Genomic DNA, 19,112 nt, shown 5'->3' on the forward strand with positions numbered 1-19,112 from the left:
GAAATCAATTTTCACATGTAGCATGTGAGCAAACTCTTTGTATTCAAATTTTAGTTAGGTATTATGACAAAAAAAATTAATCTTTTTGCTAACCTTAAATCCGATTTTGCGTCTGGTTTAGTGGTTTTTTTGGTGGCGCTTCCATTATGTTTAGGTATTGCATTAGCTTCGGGCGCACCTCTTTTTTCAGGAATTATTGCAGGTGTTATTGGCGGAATTGTAATCGGTTATCTTAGCCAATCACATTTGAGCGTTTCTGGTCCGGCGGCAGGTTTAACCGCAATTGTTTTAACTGCAATAACCGACTTGGGTTCGTTTAATGCTTTTCTTTTAGCGGTATTTTTAGCCGGTATTTTTCAATTGGCACTCGGATTTATTAAAGCTGGAACCATTTCCAATTATTTCCCAAGTAACGTAATTGAAGGGATGCTAGCCGGAATTGGCTTGATTATAATTCTAAAACAAATTCCCCATGCTGTAGGATTGGATGCTGATTTTCAGGGAGATGAGGCGTTTTTTCAATCAGATGGAAAAAATACTTTTTCTGAATTATTTTCGATTTTCGATTATCTGCAATTGGGCTCAGTCGTAATTACTTTAGTTTCGTTAGCTATTTTGATTTCCTGGAATAAAATTGATTTCCTGAAGAAATTAAAACTAGTGCCATCTGCATTGATTGCAGTTATTGTTGGTGTTACTTTAAATGAGTTTTTTATTAGGTCAGGAAGTGGTTTGGCAATTTCCAGTGAACATTTGGTGAACCTACCGGTTCCAACTTCCATGGAGGAATTTAGAAACATTATTGTCTCACCTGATTTTTCAGCCATTACAAACAGCAAAGTGTGGATTGTTGCAGTTACAATTGCTGTTGTGGCCTCGATAGAAACCTTGTTATGTATGGAAGCAGCTGATAAAATGGATGCACAAAAACGCTATTCAGATATGAATGTAGAATTGAAGGCACAGGGAGTGGGGAATATTTTGAGTTCCTTACTTGGTGGTTTACCAATGACCTCTGTTGTGGTCAGGACTTCAGCAAACAACAATGCCGGTGCAAAATCCAAAATGTCTACTATCATTCACGGCATACTTTTGTTGATATGTGTTTTAGTGATTCCAACGATTTTAAATAAAATCCCTTATGCTACTTTGGCTGCTATTCTATTATTAGTTGGATATAAATTGGCTAATCCAAAAACAGTAAAGCATTTTTGGGAAAAGGATAAAATATATCAATTCATTCCGTTTATTGCTACTTTTGTAGCGGTAGTTTTTACCGATCTGCTCAGGGGAGTTGCATTGGGAATGATAATCAGCGTTATTTTTATCCTAAAAGGGAACATGAAACGCGCTTACCGTTTTCGAAAAGAACAGTTTCATGATGGTGATATCATTCATATAGATTTGGCACAAGAGGTATCTTTCTTGAATAAATCTGCAATCAAAACAACTTTGAATGACATCCCGGAAAATTCAAAAGTGATCATAAATGCAACTGATACGGTTTATATTGCACATGATGTTTTGGATTTGATAAAGGAATTTAAAAAAATAAGAGCCAAAGAAGAAAATATTAAAGTCAAACTAGTAGGTTTTAAAAAGGCGTATGATTTAGTAAATACTGGAGAAGAGGAAAAGCACGTTTTTGTTGAACATAAATAATAAATAAAAATTTTAAAAAATGAAGACATTAAATAAAGAATTGCAAGCTTCAATTACACCAAGAAAAGCTTTAGAAATATTAAAAGAAGGAAATAACAGATTTGTAAATAATCTAAAAGCGCATAGAGATTTACTCGAACAAGTAAATGATACTCGAGATGGTCAATGGCCGTTTGCAACAATTTTAAGTTGTATTGATAGTAGAACTTCTGCAGAACTCATTTTTGATCAAGGTTTAGGGGATATTTTTTCGGTAAGAATTGCTGGTAATATTGTAAATACAGATATTCTAGGGAGTATGGAATTTGCTTGTAAAGTAGCCGGTTCTAAGCTTATTGTTGTTCTTGGACATAGCAAATGTGGTGCTGTAAAAGGAGCTTGTGACCATGTAGAAATGGGAAATCTTACTGAATTGTTATCAAAAATTCAACCAGCAGTTTATCAAGAAAAGGAAACTTTGACTGAAAGAAATTCCAAAAATGCTCCATTTGTTGAGAATGTTGCCCAAATTAACGTAAAACGTAATGTGAAAAACATCATTGAAAGAAGTTTTATTTTGGAGCAAATGGTTGAAAATGGCGAGATAGGAATAATTGGTGCTATGCATAATATAGAAACAGGTGAAGTTACTTTCTATAATGATGTTGAATACATTAGTGATGATAAAAATCCAGATTTCACACTAGCCGAATTGAGACATTAATATTTTTAAATTTCATATATTTGAACTTTATTGTATAATCTAACAATTCAAAATTAATCAGATTAACAATCAAAATAATTATGAGCGATTTTTATAAAAAAATATTAGAGAATAATAAAAAATGGGTTGAAACCTCTTTAGCGAGTGACCCAAATTATTTTGAAGATCTGTCCAAAGGTCAAACGCCACCATTATTATGGATTGGTTGTTCAGATAGCAGGGTTCCTGCAAATGAAATTGTAGGGGCAAAACCTGGAGAAGTTTTTGTACATAGAAACATAGCCAATATGGTAGTGCATAGTGATATGAATATGTTGAGTGTACTGGATTATGCAGTGAATGTTTTGAAAGTAAAACACGTACTGGTTTGCGGGCATTATGGTTGCGGTGGAGTTAAGGCAGCAATGGGAAATGATTCTATTGGCATTATTGATAACTGGATTCGTCATATAAAAGACGTATATCGTTTGCACAGCACGTATTTAGATTCTATCAAAGATGAAACAGAGCGTTTTAATGCTTTTGTAGAATTGAATGTAAAAGAACAGGTTTTTGATTTAGCCAAAACATCAATTGTACAGTCCGCTTGGAAAAACGGTCAGGACTTAACCTTACACGGATGGGTGTATGGGCTTAATTCCGGTTTTGTAACGGATTTAGATGTTAACATCAGTTCCGAAAAAGATTTGGACGAGGTATATCAATTGAAATTTTAATACAAGAATTCTAATAAAAAATCCGCTCACGTAGCGGATTTTTTTTATTCGTTATCGAGATTTTCATTAAAAGCAGAAGGCAATAGAGTAGGGATGAATTTTATTAAAATAGGCAACAATAAACTACCGCCGGGAAGTAAAAATATAGTCAAAGAAGGAATAGTTTTACAAATTTCTAACAGTTGTTTTTTGACTTTTTTCTTTTCTTTTTCGTCCAAATCTCTTCGAGTAGAGTAGGCCAATAAAACCATTAACTCCTTGCTTTGTACAATTTCCTTTATCAATCTGTTTTTATTGCGGCTTATTAGCGTAACAACACTTTGAGTCGTTTGATCGTAAAAATGTTTTACAGGGTTTGAATAATTGAAATACGGTATTTCTTTTTTATGTTTCGTTATAAATGCATCGGTACTGTTGATGCTTTGGTTTACAAAATCATCTGAGACCGATAATGTTTCAGCTAATGAATGTAAAAAATAGGATTCATTGTTTTCCATTTTGCCATCACTCCATAAAGCCATTCCGGCAATATCTATCAAATAATAGTGTTCTAATTTATTTGTAAAATAATCCAATTGAAGCGTTTCCAAACTCTGAACAGAAACTTTCGAGAATTTGCTGTAGCGTATTGAAGCCTCAAAAAGTTTGATTAATAAATCATCATATTGTGATTTTTCTGATTTGATTTTTAACGCAAGTGTTACAATATTGACAACCGTTTCTTCAATTTTCTTCAGATATTTTTCTGGAATTTCACCATGTACTAAGTATTGGCGGAAAGCCAAGACATCTATAAAAAGTAACGCATTGGTTACCAGATGGGAGAAGTTTTTACTGATGATACTATCGTTCGTTTGAACACGCTCATCAATTATTTTTTCCAGTGTTAAGGAAAGAGAATTTTTAGGCAGTATTTTTTTAAATAAATTAAAACCCTGAGGATTCATTTGATTATAAAAAGTAACTGTTTGTTTAATGAAATTTTCGGAACTGATTTCGTCACTGGTCAAACAAAAGATATTGTATAAAGTGTTTAATAGCGCAACTTTAGAGATTTCTTCTTTAAACCAGCCTTTGGTTTCAATTGCATTTACCGTATCAAATGTGATTATGTGCCCATAAATAAATCCTGTTTCTCTAACTTTTTGATAAAATGTATCCGTAGTTTTAGAAACCGTTTTCTCTGAAATTTTTTGTTCAATAAAAAATTTATCTATCCAACCTGATGCCGAAGGGTTAATCATTGCTTTAATTTGAAGATACAAAGCTATACTTTTTTGCGGTAGTTTTAACTGGTGTTTTTTAGTTTAACACAGATATTACGTTTAATTAGCGCTGCTTTTTTAAATTTCGAAAAGTAATAATTTATTGCGTTATAATTATTTGAAAAATTGAAATAGAATACGCAATGTTTTTTCAAGTAAAAGCCCTGAATTACGAATACTATTCAGGGCTTTATCATTATTATTTAAGAATTGAATAAAGCTTCTGCGGCTTCCCAATTGACTACATTCCAAAAAGAAGCAATATAATCGGCTCTGCGGTTTTGATTTTTCAAATAATACGCATGTTCCCAAACGTCTAAAGCTAAAACAGGTTTTCCTTTTAATCCTTTACCACGCAAACTCATCAATGGATTGTCTTGATTTGCCGTTGAACCAATAACTAATTTGCCGTCTTGAACCACTAACCAAGCCCAACCGGAACCAAATCGTTTCATCGAAGCATCACTAAATTGTTTTTTGAATTCATCAAAAGAACCAAAAGTACTCGTTATAGCGTCCCCTAATTTACCTTTTGGAGTACCACCGCCATTTGGTTTCATTAAACTCCAGAACAAACTGTGATTGTAATGCCCGCCACCATTATTACGAATAGCTTCCGGAAATTTCGACATTTTTGCGAAGATACTTTCCAGAGATTTTGAATGTTCCACTACGGTTTTATCCAAGGTTTCTATGGCCTTGTTCAAATTCGTCACATAGGCTTGATGGTGTTTGCTGTAATGAATTTCCATCGTCATTTTATCAATATGAGGCTCTAAAGCATCATAAGCGTATGGTAATTTTGGAAGGCTATAGTTTCCTTGAATGTCCACGGTGTCTAATTCCAGTGTTTGATTTTCTAGTTTTAAAGCAGATTCAGAAGCAAATGCGGAATTAAATAAGCTAGAGCCAATAATTGTCCCTGTTGAAAGTATTGCTGTTTGTTTTAAAAAATTTCTTCGTGTATTATTATTTTCCATAGGTTGAAAATTTATCCTAAAAAGGTTATTAAGTAGGACATAAATTTAAACATTAAAAGATAGGGATGGGTTAATAAAGACTTAAAATTTGTTTCCTTTTTTGTTTCCAATATATTTGAAATGCCTTAAAGTGTATAGGAATTATGTAAATTTCATTTCAAATTTGTATAAAATATCTTTGTAATTTTGAAAACAACTGCAAGTGGAATAGCCTTAAAAAGTGATTCTGTTTTTTGTAAATAAATGAAAATCAGAATATCTGAATTTTTCGTTTGAAAGAACATAAAAATATAAAAATGAAACATAAAGAAATTGCCCTGACAAGTTGGAGTTTACTGAAGCGTACCTATCAGGAATTTGATGATGACAATGCCATAAAATTAAGTGCCTCATTGTCTTATTATACTATATTTTCATTACCTCCATTGTTAATTATTATTTTATCAATTTTCAGCTTTTTCTTTGGAAGAGAAGCGGTTGCCGGTAGATTCTACGTCCAAATTAATGAAATGGTTGGTAATGAAGCTGCGATTCAAATTCAGGAAACCATTAAAAATATCGAATTGTCGGAGAGCAATACATTTGCAGCTATTTTTGGAGGGATTATGTTGCTAATAGGTGCTTCGGGTGTGTTTGCCGAAATACAAAGCTCCATCAATTTTATCTGGGGTTTAAAAGCTAAACCCGATAAAGGAATCATGAAGTTTATTAAAAATAGACTGATGTCATTTTCCATGATTGCATCGGTTGGTTTTTTGTTATTGGTCAGTTTGATGGTAAATACAGTAATGGATGTTATAAATGCTCGTTTGGTCCTTTATTTCCCTGATACAACGGTTTATTTGTTTTATATTCTTAACCTATTAATACTATTTTCGACCACGACAATGTTGTTTTCTATTATTTTCAAAACGCTGCCTGATGGAAATATTGATTGGAAAGATGCTTTGATAGGTTCCAGTTTCACTTCGTTTTTCTTTATGTTTGGCAAATTTGCCATTGGGTTTTATTTAGGAAGTTCAACTGTTGCAACTGTTTACGGTGCTGCGGGATCAATCATAATTATTTTGATTTGGGTATATTATTCAGCTATAATCTTGTATTTTGGAGCTGAATTTACTAAAGTATATGCTAATGCCCATGGAAATAAAATTATTCCCAATGGGTATGCTGTCGCAATTAAGGTGGAAGTTATAGAGGTAAAAAAGAATTAGATTATTATTTCCAATTATAAAGGTTTGATGCCTTTAAAAGATTGTTTTTGTAAGACTCTTTTTTGTAATTTTTTTTTGGGAAACGATATATTGGCAATATTTTTGCTTTATATTTAAAAATATAAAAATATAAAAATCAAAAATTGAACATATGAAAAAAGTAATTGTATCGCTGACTATTTTATGCTTGGCATTTATCTCTTGTAACTCGGTCAAAACAGCAACGAATAAAACAGCTTCACTTGAAGGAACATGGGAGTTGAATTATATTACTGGTCCAAGAATTGCTTTTGAAGGATTATATCCAAACAAAAAACCAACCATCACTTTCGATTTGAAAGAGAACAGCGTTTCAGGCAGCGGTAGTTGTAATAGATATTCAGGTAAACTAAATGTAGCTGGCAATAAAATCAGCTTTAAAGAGGGAATGGCAATGACCAAAATGATGTGTACGAATATTCAAGGTGAAAATGTTTACATGTCAACTCTAGAAAAAATAGATTCTTATGCAATTTCAGAAGATGGAAAAACCTTAAATTTCATCATGGACGATATCGCAATGATGCGTTTTGAGAAAAAATAAATTTAAAGTTTTAGTTTAATTTGGTCTTCAAAATCTTTCAATGTGTATTTAATATTGGTTTTGAATTATGAAATAGCAATACCAAAACATTAAAAAAGTATATCATGAGAATAAAAACATCAATATCAGTAATTTTTCTATCACTCCTAATGACTACTGGTTACGCCCAAGAAAAAAGTAAGAAAGAATTAAAAGAAGAACGTAAAATAGAGAAACAGAGACAGATAGATGTATTGGTGAATTCCAAAATGTTTGTTTTTATTGGAAAAACAGCTTTTCCTCAAGGGTTTAGAACTATGGATTTAACCACTAATCCCAATTATGTGGAATTTCAGCCTGATATGATCAAGAGTGAAATGCCTTTTTTTGGCAGAGCATTTAGTGGTGTCGGTTATGGTGGTGATGTAGGACTGAAATTTGAAGGAATCCCTCAAGAATTTACTATTGAAAAAGGTAAAAAGTCGTATCAGATAAAAGCAGTTGTCAGAGGCGATAAAGATACCTATAGACTGTTACTTTCCGTTTTCTTTGAGGGTAGTGCTTCACTTTCAATTAGTTCCAATAATCGAAGTACGATTTCTTATAATGGCGATATATTCAAAATTGAAAAGAAAGAGGTTAAGTAATCTTTTATGGAATGAAAATTTAAGTAATAAAAATGCAATATGAAAAATAAAATTATTTTGCTTGTCTGTACTTCATTATTCTTTTTTAGCTGTAAAAAAGAAATGAAAAAAGAGGAAGTTAAAGCGGACTCTATTACAACTGCGGTTGGAGATACTACGGCGACAGATATGCATAATTCCCAAAACTCATTAGATTGGCAGGGAACCTATAAGGGAATAACTCCTTGTGCCGATTGTGAAGGAATTGAAACTGAAGTTGTTCTGAATAAAGACATGAATTTTATTATAAAAACAAAATATCTAGGAAAAGGAGACTCAAAAACATTCGAAGAAAAGGGTACTTTTGTTTGGGATAAAACGGGGGAAATTATTTCTTTAAAAGAGTTGAAAGATAAACCCAATCAATATAAAGTGGGTGAGAATACATTAACTCAACTGGATATGGAAGGCAAAATAATTATAGGAGAAACCGCAAGGATATATGTTTTGAAGAAATAAAAAAAAACCGTCTTGTTTTTAGGAACAAGGCGGTTTTTTAACAAATAAAACCAATTAAAAACTATCTTCTAATTAAAACAATATTCATTTTCAGCCACTAATTTTGAAGTGATTATTTCTCTTAATCCTACAATATTTGGCATGTTCGTGTATTTTGTAAAACGACGTAATCCCATTAACATCATACGTTGTTCATCACCTTCAGCAAAAGAGATAATACTTTCTTTTCCTTTTTGAGTTACAATATCAACCGCTTGGTAAAGGTATAATTTAGCCATGGCGATTTGCTCTTGTATTTTAGCTTCACCTTCTTTTTTGGCTAACTTCTCAGTTCTAAGAATAGTACTTTCAGCCATATAAATCTCAATCAGAATATCAGAAGCGGCCATCAATAATTGTTGGTGTGCATCTAAATCCGGTCCGTATTTTTGAACAGCTCCACCAGCAACCATTAAGAATGCTTTTTTCAATTTGCCTATCATTTCTTTTTCCTCTGCAAATAATTCAGAATAATCAGGAGTTTCAAAAGATGGAATTCCCATTAATTCTTCTTGTACTTTTGATGCGGGTCCCAATAAATCAACATGGCCTTTCATCGCTTTTTTGATCAGCATTCCTACAGAAAGCATTCTGTTGATTTCGTTTGTACCTTCATAAATACGGGCAATACGTGCATCTCTCCAAGCACTTTCCATTGGCGTGTCTTCAGAGAATCCCATTCCACCAAAGATTTGAATTCCTTCATCGGCACAGTTTTGGACATCTTCAGAAACAGCTACTTTTAGTATAGAACATTCAATTGCATATTCTTCAACTCCTTTTAACTCCGCTTCTTGATGCGATACACCTTCAGCTTCACGAGCTATTATTCGATCTTCAATATCTTTTGCGGCTCTGTATGAAGCACTTTCTCCGGCATAACAACTCGTTGCCATTTCCGCTAATTTTGCACGAATAGCGCCAAATTGAGAAATTGCAGTGTTGAACTGAATTCTTTCGTTAGCATATTGTACAGAACCTGAAATCACTCTTCTTTGCGCATCCAAACAAGCTGCCGCTAATTTGATACGACCTACGTTCAAAGCGTTCATTGCGATTTTGAAACCATTTCCTCTTTCAGAAAGCATGTTTTCAACAGGAACTTTCGTTTCACTGAAGAAAACCTGACGCGTAGAAGAAGCACGAATACCTAATTTATGCTCTTCTTCACCCATTGAAATACCATTATCAGCTGTGTTTTCAAGAATAAAACCAGTAATGTTTTTATCATCACCAATACGGGCAAAAACGATGAATACAGAGCAAAATCCAGCATTCGAAATCCACATTTTTTGTCCTGTGATTTTATAATGTGTTCCGTCTTCAGATAAAACTGCTTTTGTTTTTCCAGAATTTGCATCAGATCCTGCGCCTGGTTCTGTCAAACAATAGGCTCCGAACCATTCGCCAGAAGCTAGTTTAGGAACGTATTTTTGTTTTTGTTCTTCTGTACCGTATAATGTAATTGGCATGGTTCCAATTCCGGTATGTGCTCCAAAAGCTGTTGAGAATGAACCCGTTGCTCCCGAAATATAATCACAAACAAGCATTGTAGAAACAAATCCCATTCCTAATCCACCGTAAGCTTCAGGAACAGCAACTCCAAGAAGTCCAAGTTCACCAGCTTTACGCATACTTTCTTCTGTAAATGCGTAATCTTTACTTTCAAAACGATTTTTATTTGGCCAAATTTCTTTGTTCACAAACTCTTTTACAGAGTCACGCATCATTAATTGCTCTTCCGAAAAATCTTCTGGAGTGAAGATATCTTCGCACTTTGTTTCTTTTACTAAAAACTGACCGCCACGGGTTACTTTTTTTTCAATTGTATCTGCCATTTTTTTATTTTTTTTTTAAGTAATAGACTTTTTGTTTAATTATAATCAAATTCCACAATCTGTATGCGGTAACTTGTCATTCCCACGGAGGAGGAATCCCATTATGTTATTCCCTCTCCAATGTGTTATGTTATTCCTCCTCCGTCGAAAGGACAAAAGGGCTAATGTTTTTAGTTACAAAAGTTCGTAAATCCCCGCGCTTCCTTGTCCTGTTCCCACACACATACTTACAATTCCGTATTTGCTTCCTCTGTGTCTCATTTCGTCGAATAGTTGAACAGAAAGTTTAGCACCTGTACAACCTAGTGGATGACCTAATGCGATTGCTCCACCATTTACATTGATGATATCAGGATTTAGGTTTAACTCACGTGTAACTGCTAATGCTTGTGATGCAAAAGCTTCGTTTAACTCAATTAAATCAATATCATTCAATGTTAATCCGGCTTGTTTCAACGCTTTTGGAATCGCTTTTACAGGACCAATTCCCATGATTCTTGGTTCTACTCCAGCCGAAGCGAAGTTTACCAAACGTGCAATTGGTTCCAGGTTCAATTCTTTCACCATTTCTTCGCTCATGATTAGAACAAAAGCGGCTCCATCACTCATTTGAGAAGAGTTCCCTGCAGTTACGCTTCCGTTCGCTTCAAAAACGGGTCTTAAACCTGCCAAAGCTTCTACAGAAGTTCCTGCTCTAGGACCTTCATCTTTATTTACGACATACGATTTAGTTTCTTTTTTACCATTTTCATTGATAAACGTCTGTTCCACAGTAATTGGAACAATTTGTTTGTCAAATCTGCCTTCGGCTTGCGCTTTCAGGGCTTTCATGTGTGAGTTATAAGCGAATTCATCTTGGTCGGCACGAGATACATTGAACTGTTTGGCAACCGCTTCAGCAGTTAAGCCCATTCCCCAATAGTAATCTTCGTTTCCAGCTTTTGCAACAGCATAATCCGGAGTTGGTTTGTACCCTCCCATGGGAATAAAACTCATGCTTTCGGCACCACCGGCAATGATACAGTCCGCCATTCCAGATTGGATTTTGGCTGTAGCCATCCCGATAGTTTCTAATCCTGAGGCGCAATAACGGTTTACAGTTACACCCGGAACATCTTCGATTTTCAATCCCATTAAAGAAATCAATCGTCCCACGTTTAATCCTTGTTCTGCTTCCGGCATCGCATTTCCTACCATTACGTCGTCAATACGTTTTTTGTCGAAATCAGGCAACTCATTCATCATAAACTGAATCGTTTCGGCTGCCAATTCATCAGGACGTTTAAATCTAAACACACCTTTTGGGGCTTTCCCCACGGCTGTTCTGTATGCTTTTACTATATAGGCTGTTTTCATAAATTAGGTATTAAGATTGGAGAATTAAGTATTAAGATTTTCCAATGTTTGTGTTAATTTTTTCTTTTAATGTTTTTTGAAATGAAAAATTCATATTTGAAACTTCGACTAATCGATTAATAATCGGTTGAATTAAATCTTCATTTGCCAGATTAAGCCTTTTAGCAAGTATTAATTGAGTTATTAATTCAAAAGTAGAACCATTTGCAATTCCTAAAAATTGCACAAATTCTTTATCATAATTTCTTCCTGAACCTTCAGCAATGTTAGAAGGAATAGATACTGCGCATTTTTTTATTTGATGAATTAAATTGAATTTCTCATCATTAGGCAATAAAGTAGAAACTTCATAAACTTCAACAGCAATATCCATCGCTTTTTGCCAAATTTTTAATTTTTCAAAATTGTGCATGGTCTTTTTTTTAAGTCTTAATACTTAATACTTCAGTCTTAATTCTAATTACGAAGTGGTTTCCCCTTGGTTAACATAAACTGAATCCTTTCCAATGTTTTTCTTTCTGTACAAAGTGACAAGAAAGCTTCACGTTCCAAATCCAATAAATATTGTTCGGTTACTAAAGTTGGTTCTGATAAATCACCACCGGCCATAACATAAGCCAGTTTGTTAGCAATTTTCTTGTCGTGTTCCGAGATGTATTTTCCGGCTTCCATTTGGTCCGTTCCTACTAAAAACATTCCCAAAGCTTGCTTTCCAAGAACTTTCACATCGCTTCTGCGAATCGGTTGTGTGTAACCTGCTTCTGCCATTAGTAAAGCGTGTTTCTTCGCTTCAGCAATTTGACGGTCTTTGTTTACCACAATGATGTCTTTTCCGTGTTGTAAAAGTCCGGTATCAAAAGCTTCGTATCCAGAAGTAGACACTTTTGCCATAGCGATAGTCAAGAAATATTCTTGCAATACATTCAACTCCACATCATTTTTATGGAATAAATCAGCTGCACGCAGTGCCATTTCTTTCGATCCGCCACCGCCAGGAATTACTCCAACACCAAATTCCACCAATCCCATATACGTTTCTGCCGCGGCAACTACTTTATCAGCATGCAAACTCATTTCGCAACCACCGCCAAAAGTCATTCCGTGTGGCGCAACCACAACAGGAATTCCAGAATAACGCACGCGCATCATCGTGTCTTGGAACATTTTGATAGCCATATTCAACTCGTCGTATTCTTGTTCAACTGCCATCATGAATATCATTCCAATATTGGCTCCAACAGAGAAATTCGCTGCTTGATTTCCAATAACCAGACCTTGATATTCTTTTTCAGATAAATCAATCGCTTTATTGATGGCTGCCAAAACATCACCACCAATTGTATTCATTTTTGACTGGAATTCTAAATTCAAAATTCCGTCTCCTAAATCTTGTATAATCGCTCCACTGTTGCTCCACACTTTCTTGCTTTCGCGAATGTTGTTCAGGATAATAAAGGCATCCTGACCCGGAACTTTAGTTTGCGATTTGGTTGGTATATTGTAGAAAAAAGTTGCTCCTTCTTTAATAGTATAGAAACTAGAACTTCCTGAAGTCAACATATCGGTTACCCAAGCTGCTGGTTCAAGACCTTCGGCTTTCATGATTTCGATTCCTTTTTCGACACCAATGGCATCCCAAATTTCGAAAGGACCATTTTCCCATCCAAAACCGGCTTTCATCGCATCGTCAATCTTGTATAATTCATCTGTAATTTCAGGAATTCTGTTCGAAACGTAAGCAAACATTCCTGCAAAACTTTTTCTGTAGAATTCTCCCGCTTTGTCTTTTCCTTTTACCAGAACTTTAAAACGGTCAATAGGTTTGTCAATCGTTTTTGTCAGTTCTAAAGTAGCAAAAGAAGCTTTTTTAGCCGGACGGTATTCTAAAGTATCTAAGTCCAAAGACAAAATATCTTTGTCTACTTTTTTATAAAAACCTTGACCCGTTTTACTACCCAACCATTTGTTTTCCATCATTTTGTTGACGAAATCAGGCAGTTTGAACAAATCGTGTTGTTCGTCATTCGGGCAGTTTTCGTAGATTCCGTTGGCAACATGTACCAAAGTATCCAATCCAACAACATCAACCGTTCTAAAAGTAGCCGATTTTGGTCTTCCAATAACCGGACCGGTCAATTTATCCACTTCTTCAATGGTTAGTCCCATTTCTTTTACCAAATGAAATAAACTTTGAATCCCGTAAATTCCAATTCGGTTTCCGATGAACGCCGGAGTATCTTTGGCCACGACCGAAGTTTTACCTAGGAATTTCGAGCCATAATCCGTAAGGAAATCCAAAACTTCCGTTGCTGTTTGTGGGCCAGGAATGATTTCGAATAATTTTAAATAACGTGCAGGGTTAAAAAAGTGAGTTCCACAGAAATGCTTTTGGAAATCTTCGCTTCTTCCTTCACTCATAAAGTGAATTGGAATTCCCGATGTGTTTGAAGTCACCAAAGTTCCCGGTTTTCTGAATTTTTCAATTTGTTCGAAAACCATTTTTTTGATGTCCAAACGTTCCACTACAACCTCAATAATCCAATCAACAGCAGCGATTTTCGCCATGTCATCAGTGGTATTACCAGTTGTAATTCTGCTGGCAAATTTCTGATTGTAAATAGGGGATGGTTTCGATTTCAGTGAATTGGCTAAATGCTCGTTCACCAATCGATTTCTTACAATTTTGCTTTCTAAAGTGAGTCCTTTTTTAGCTTCCGCTTCGGTAAGTTCTCTTGGAACAATGTCCAACAGTAACACTTCAACTCCAATGTTGGCAAAATGGCAGGCAATTCCTGAACCCATAATTCCGGATCCTATTACTGCAACTTTTTTAATTGTGCGTTTCATACGTTGTTTATATTTGTTTTTTATTTGAATTTGGTAGCGCCATTATTGATTGTTCTTTTGAATCTTGGCGATGTCATTTTCTGTTTTTTCGGTTTGCTCCGCCAGTTCGCTGACGCTCGTGTGATTAAATATGTTTTTGTCTAGAATTAATTCGTTGATCGTTTCCGCTACTTCTATAAAGTGTTTCAACTTCTCCTCTGAGATGTGTTGTTTCACCGTTTCATTGAATTTCAACACCGTATTCTTAGATAATTCTCTTTTTTCTTTACCAAAATCAGTCAGGTAAATCAATACGCCACGGCCATCTTCTGGGTTTTTCTTCCGGATGATTAAGCCTTTTTCCTCCATAGATTTTAAGGTTCTGGTCAGGCTGGTGGCTTCCATTCCCATTTTTGGCCCCAAAGACGTCGATGGTGTTCCACCTTCTTTATCGATACTCAACAAAGCAAAACCTGTTGCCATGCTCGCATCATATTTAGAAGCTTCCTCATTATACATTCTTGCTACTGCTTGCCAGGTGGCGCGTAAAATATAATCTATCGTTTTATCTTTCATATGTAACTATATCGATTTCAAATATAATAAAAAAAATACTATGCACGCATAATATATTAAAATATTTTTTTGTGAATTTTTGTTTAAACCAAAAAACTCCCCATAAAATGAGGAGTTTATTCGTGTGTTTTTATATTTTATTTTAGTTTCCCATTAACAAGAGCAATTACTGCACCTACTAATGCGGCCATTACAACAGTGATTACAATATCTAATCCCATAGTTTGATAATCTATGTCACTTTTCATAGAATTCATAAAGAAATTACTGTACAGCGCCATGAATAATCCAATAACGGCACCGGCTTTAAAACCAGTCGTTACATTCGAAATTCCGGCCCATTTTGTAAAAATGTAAGAGACAAAAAATCCAAAAGTCATGCATCCTAAAAATATGAATACCATGTTTTCATTTCCATCAGTAGGGAATGAGTTTTTAAATAGGATTGCATAAAACAACCATCCTAAAAGAAATTGGACGACACCACCTACAATGCCTGAAACTAAAAAGGTTTTCATATTCATAATTTTTAATTTTATTGGTTAACAGAATAAAGGTATTAAAAAATATTAAAATAACAGATAGAGTGTTAAAAAACAATTAAATATGAAATAATTGGTTTCGTTTTCGTTTTTAGATTAAAAAAAAACTCATCAGCTATTGATGAGTTTATATTTATTTCCAATTATGTTTTTTCTGGAATCTAGTTGTAGATTTTATGGAACAAATCACTGTATTTCTCCATCACTATTTTTCGTTTTAGTTTTAGAGTAGGAGTCAATTGTCCACCTTCAATAGACCAAACGTCGGGTGTGAGTTCGAAACGTTTTATTTTTTCCCAATTCCCAAATTTTTCATTTAAGGTATCTATTTCTTCTTGAATTCTGGCAATAACTTTTTCGTTTGCAATGATTTTTTCATTGCTTTTTCCAACATCAATTCCGTGAATATTCGCCCATTCTTTAATGAAGTCAAAACTTGGCTGGATAAAGGCAGCCGGCATTTTTTGTCCGTCACCAATCACCATTATTTGTTCAATGAAACGGGATTGTTTCATCGTGTTTTCAATTAACTGTGGCGCAATGTATTTTCCTCCGGAAGTTTTGAACATTTCTTTTTTACGATCCGTAATTTTCAAGAAACCTTCTTCATCAAATATTCCAATATCACCCGTGTGGAAATAACCGCCTTGAAGTGCTTCGGCCGTTTTTTCAGGATCTTTGTAATACCCCATCATTACGTTAGGTCCTTTACAAAGAATTTCCCCGTCTTCGGCAATTTTTACTTCTACATTATCGATTACTTTCCCTACAGTTCCTATTTTGAAACCGTGATTTCTCGTGTCGTTTACTGATATTACAGGAGAAGTTTCGGTCAAGCCATAGCCTTCCATTACCGGAATTTCTGCAGCAGCAAAAATCCTGGCTAATCTGGGTTGTAAAGCAGCACTTCCTGAGACCATCAGGTCCAAATTGCCTCCCAAACCTTCTTTCCATTTGCTGAAAATCAGTTTGCGTGCTATTTTGAGTTGTAATTCATACCAAAAACCATTGGCTCCATAAGGTTCATATTTCAATCCTAAATCAATGGCCCAAAAGAAAAGTTTCTTTTTGATGCCTGTTAATTCGGTACCTTTTGCATAGATTTTATCGTACACTTTTTCAAGAAGTCTTGGAACCGCAGTGATAACATTTGGTTGTACTTCTCTGATATTGTCACCAACTTTATCTATGGATTCGCCAAAATAGACGGCAACACCATAATATTGGTATAAATACAAAATCATTCTTTCAAAAATATGACAAATAGGAAGGAAGCTCAAGGCACGACTTTTTCCTGCTTCAAAAGGAATTCTCGAAGCACTGTCCAAAACATTGGATACAATATTTTTATGCGAAAGCATGACTCCTTTTGGTCTCCCTGTTGTTCCCGAAGTATAAATAATGGTCGCTAAATCTTCTGATTTTACATTGTTTTTTCTTTCTTCGACGAGGTTTTGATTGCTACGGTCTTCGCCAAGGATAAGCAATTCAGTCCAGTTTTTACAACCTTCGATTTCGTTGAACGAATAGACTTCTTTTAAATTTGAAACATTATGTTTTATCAAATTTACTTTTCGCAATACTTCCGCATCCGAAACAAAACAATAAATCGCACCGGAATGATTCAGAATATATTCATAATCTTCCTCGGAAATAGTAGGATAAACAGGGATATTTTGAGCACCGGTTTGCAAAATACCAATATCCATAATATTCCATTCGGTTCTGTTATTGGTTGAAATTACAGCAATTTTATCGTTTTTTTGAACGTTCATTCTTAAGAGCGCTCTGGAAACGGCATTGGCTTTGGCTATATATTCTTCGGTAGAAGTTTTTACCCAAACGCCATTTTGCTTTGTTGTTAAAGCGTCAGGAATTGAAGTATATTTATTTTGCTGATAATAAGGAAAATCAAAAAGTCTGGTTATTGGAGTCATTATTCGAATATTGAATTGACTCGCAAATTAGAAAAAAATAGCGGAATTTTTAATTTTTTTGTAAAATTTTAAAATATAATTTTATTTTATTGGTTTGATTTCAATAATATTTAAAAAAAGAGTATTGAAATCAATAATTGCTGGCTACGCAACAGATACAAAAGATTCATTTACAATCATATAATAGAACCTTCATAATTATGTAATATGTTGCGCCTTTCTTTTTTGTGACTTTGCTAAAAATATTCTATGAAAAAGGCATACAAACGAATTGGAGGATTTTTAGTGTTATTTTCTTTGTGTTATATCGCAGCTTATCTTTATGATATTCATTTAAATTATAATTTTAAAGAAATCGCAACAAAGAAAGTATACAAATCAGGGGTAATTCCACCAGATCAAATTAAAGATTATGTTCAGAAATATAAAATTAAATCTATTATTGATTTAAGAATACCGGGTACAAACGATTTGAAGTTGAATCCCGAAGTGCCGGGAGAATTGCAAGCGGAGAAAAATGCGGTTACAAAAATTAAAGGGCTGAATTATTTTAGCAATCCGTCTGACCAAATTCCGAGCCAGAAAAACATAGATTATTTTCTTGAAATTATGGACAATCCTGCTAATTACCCCGTTTTAATCCATTGTCATCATGGTACCGGCAGGGCCATTTTGTATTCGGCAATTTACAGAATAGAATTCGAAAACAGCAGTAATGAGCAAGCTCGTTTAAACACGCGTGATCTTGTTTTATTCAGTTCTTTTGATAATGGAACTCCAAAAGGGGAGTATTTAAAAGCGTATGTTTCCAGAAATAGAGTCGTAGCGCAAAAATGATTTGTTCAATTTATAATAAACCTTGCAAGGTACTTTTTCGAATTAATTGAGCCGTATTTCTAGAGTTGGATTTCTTTAAAATATTTTTGCGATGCGTTTTAACTGTGTCAACGCTGATAAAAAGCTCATTCGCAATTTTATTGTTGTCAAAACCTTCTGCAATTAGCCTAATAATATCAATTTCTCTTTTTGAAAATTCCGAAAAACATTGGATGTCTTCAAAAACATCAATATTCATATAAGATGTCTCGTCTTTTAATCCTATTATGGAATATTGATAGGTATTGTTTTTGGTCAAATGATCGATTCTGGTATGAATATTCAATGATTTCCCAAAGCCTCCGTTTGGATCTAATGTCAATATTATGGCTTGATGATTGAGCATGCAATACTCCCCATTTTTCATTCGACTTCTAAAACTGTAATTCATTTTGTAGTTAGTCAATTTTTCCGGACCTATTTTGGTATAAAAAAAATTAAGTATTGAAGCTTCGGCTTTTGATATAAAGTCAATATCGTCAGGATGTATTGTTCCAAGAATATCATTAAAACATACGGTTTCCGGATCAAATCCATGAATGTCAGCTATCGCTGGACTAATGTTTGATAAGGACATATCATAAAAATCAATAATGTAAAAATAAAAGGGACCTGTGCTTATTATTGAACTGGCAATTTCATCAAACTTTATTTGTGGTAATAAAGTGTTCTCGTTGGCTCTTTTTTGAGTATCAATCCAAACCGAATGAAGTTTTTGTAGTTCTTGAATCATACCTAGGTATTTTTAATTGGAAACTTTGTTAAAAATACAATTGTTTTTATAATTCGATGAATAATAAATGAGATTTTGTTTAAATAAATGAAATTATACTAAAATTCTTAAATTTTAGTAGTGTAAATTTTTATGACAAAAA

General features: G+C 34.2%; 18 protein-coding genes. 8 read left to right on the top strand and 10 right to left on the bottom strand.

The annotated features are described in order from the left end of the window. The first annotated feature begins 63 nt into the window (after positions 1-63). The 3 genes from ACNQGX_RS13235 to can all read left to right on the top strand — a co-directional run bounded on the left by ACNQGX_RS13235 (position 64) and on the right by can (position 3,081). Positions 64-1,662: a SulP family inorganic anion transporter gene (locus ACNQGX_RS13235; RefSeq protein WP_417976971.1), complete on the top strand. Its 1,599-nt coding sequence runs from the start codon at positions 64-66 to the stop codon at positions 1,660-1,662. Positions 1,663-1,681: 19 nt separating this feature from the next. Next, positions 1,682-2,365, top strand: a complete 684-nt coding sequence (locus tag ACNQGX_RS13240) for a carbonic anhydrase family protein (RefSeq protein WP_417976973.1) — start codon at positions 1,682-1,684, stop codon at positions 2,363-2,365. An 80-nt stretch (positions 2,366-2,445) separates the two neighbouring features. Further along, positions 2,446-3,081: a carbonate dehydratase gene (gene can, locus ACNQGX_RS13245; RefSeq protein WP_417976975.1), complete on the top strand. Its 636-nt coding sequence runs from the start codon at positions 2,446-2,448 to the stop codon at positions 3,079-3,081. A gap of 44 nt (positions 3,082-3,125) precedes the next feature. Here the strand turns inward: can and ACNQGX_RS13250 are convergent, their stop codons facing one another. Then, on the bottom strand, positions 3,126-4,325 hold the full coding sequence (locus ACNQGX_RS13250; protein WP_417976977.1) for an LETM1-related biofilm-associated protein: 1,200 nt from the start codon (positions 4,323-4,325) through the stop codon (positions 3,126-3,128). Positions 4,326-4,549: 224 nt separating this feature from the next. Continuing rightward, positions 4,550-5,173, bottom strand: coding sequence for a superoxide dismutase (locus tag ACNQGX_RS13255; protein ID WP_417977051.1), 624 nt, complete (start codon positions 5,171-5,173; stop codon positions 4,550-4,552). A gap of 449 nt (positions 5,174-5,622) precedes the next feature. Here ACNQGX_RS13255 and ACNQGX_RS13260 point away from each other — a divergent pair, with 449 nt between their 5' ends. From ACNQGX_RS13260 to ACNQGX_RS13275, 4 genes are all read left to right on the top strand, one after another. Beyond that, positions 5,623-6,540: a YihY/virulence factor BrkB family protein gene (locus ACNQGX_RS13260; RefSeq protein WP_417976979.1), complete on the top strand. Its 918-nt coding sequence runs from the start codon at positions 5,623-5,625 to the stop codon at positions 6,538-6,540. 151 nt (positions 6,541-6,691) lie between these two features. Next, positions 6,692-7,123 carry an META domain-containing protein gene (locus ACNQGX_RS13265; protein ID WP_417976981.1) on the top strand — a complete coding sequence of 144 codons (432 nt, stop codon included), beginning with the start codon at positions 6,692-6,694 and terminating at the stop codon, positions 7,121-7,123. Between the two features lie 104 nt (positions 7,124-7,227). Beyond that, positions 7,228-7,749, top strand: a complete 522-nt coding sequence (locus ACNQGX_RS13270) for a DUF4251 domain-containing protein (RefSeq protein WP_417976983.1) — start codon at positions 7,228-7,230, stop codon at positions 7,747-7,749. A 39-nt stretch (positions 7,750-7,788) separates the two neighbouring features. Continuing rightward, positions 7,789-8,247, top strand: coding sequence for a copper resistance protein NlpE (locus tag ACNQGX_RS13275; RefSeq protein ID WP_417976985.1), 459 nt, complete (start codon positions 7,789-7,791; stop codon positions 8,245-8,247). A 68-nt stretch (positions 8,248-8,315) separates the two neighbouring features. Here ACNQGX_RS13275 and ACNQGX_RS13280 read toward each other — a convergent pair whose 3' ends face one another. From ACNQGX_RS13280 to ACNQGX_RS13310, 7 genes are all read right to left on the bottom strand, one after another. After that, positions 8,316-10,124 carry an acyl-CoA dehydrogenase family protein gene (locus tag ACNQGX_RS13280; RefSeq protein WP_417976986.1) on the bottom strand — a complete coding sequence of 603 codons (1,809 nt, stop codon included), beginning with the start codon at positions 10,122-10,124 and terminating at the stop codon, positions 8,316-8,318. Positions 10,125-10,298: 174 nt separating this feature from the next. Beyond that, the gene (locus tag ACNQGX_RS13285; RefSeq protein ID WP_417976988.1) at positions 10,299-11,480 is read right to left on the bottom strand and encodes a thiolase family protein; all 1,182 of its coding nucleotides are present in this window, start codon (positions 11,478-11,480) and stop codon (positions 10,299-10,301) included. Between the two features lie 31 nt (positions 11,481-11,511). Beyond that, positions 11,512-11,892, bottom strand: a complete 381-nt coding sequence (locus ACNQGX_RS13290; RefSeq protein ID WP_417976990.1) for a four helix bundle protein — start codon at positions 11,890-11,892, stop codon at positions 11,512-11,514. Between the two features lie 44 nt (positions 11,893-11,936). Next, entirely contained in the window at positions 11,937-14,327 is a 2,391-nt protein-coding gene (locus ACNQGX_RS13295; RefSeq protein ID WP_417976991.1) for a 3-hydroxyacyl-CoA dehydrogenase/enoyl-CoA hydratase family protein, read from the bottom strand. Positions 14,328-14,369: 42 nt separating this feature from the next. Next, positions 14,370-14,882, bottom strand: coding sequence for a MarR family winged helix-turn-helix transcriptional regulator (locus tag ACNQGX_RS13300; protein WP_417976993.1), 513 nt, complete (start codon positions 14,880-14,882; stop codon positions 14,370-14,372). A gap of 137 nt (positions 14,883-15,019) precedes the next feature. Further along, positions 15,020-15,400, bottom strand: a complete 381-nt coding sequence (locus ACNQGX_RS13305) for a hypothetical protein (RefSeq protein WP_417976995.1) — start codon at positions 15,398-15,400, stop codon at positions 15,020-15,022. A gap of 185 nt (positions 15,401-15,585) precedes the next feature. Next, positions 15,586-17,361, bottom strand: coding sequence for an AMP-dependent synthetase/ligase (locus ACNQGX_RS13310; protein WP_417976997.1), 1,776 nt, complete (start codon positions 17,359-17,361; stop codon positions 15,586-15,588). 249 nt (positions 17,362-17,610) lie between these two features. Between ACNQGX_RS13310 and ACNQGX_RS13315 the strand changes: the two genes are divergently transcribed. Beyond that, positions 17,611-18,198, top strand: coding sequence for a dual specificity protein phosphatase family protein (locus ACNQGX_RS13315; protein ID WP_417976999.1), 588 nt, complete (start codon positions 17,611-17,613; stop codon positions 18,196-18,198). 10 nt (positions 18,199-18,208) lie between these two features. Here ACNQGX_RS13315 and ACNQGX_RS13320 read toward each other — a convergent pair whose 3' ends face one another. After that, positions 18,209-18,970 (bottom strand): LuxR C-terminal-related transcriptional regulator, encoded by a 762-nt coding sequence (locus ACNQGX_RS13320; RefSeq protein WP_417977001.1) that lies wholly within the window; start codon positions 18,968-18,970, stop codon positions 18,209-18,211. Positions 18,971-19,112: the final 142 nt, after the last annotated feature.

The sequence above is a fragment of the Flavobacterium glycogeni genome (assembly GCF_048286775.1).
Classification (GTDB): domain Bacteria; phylum Bacteroidota; class Bacteroidia; order Flavobacteriales; family Flavobacteriaceae; genus Flavobacterium.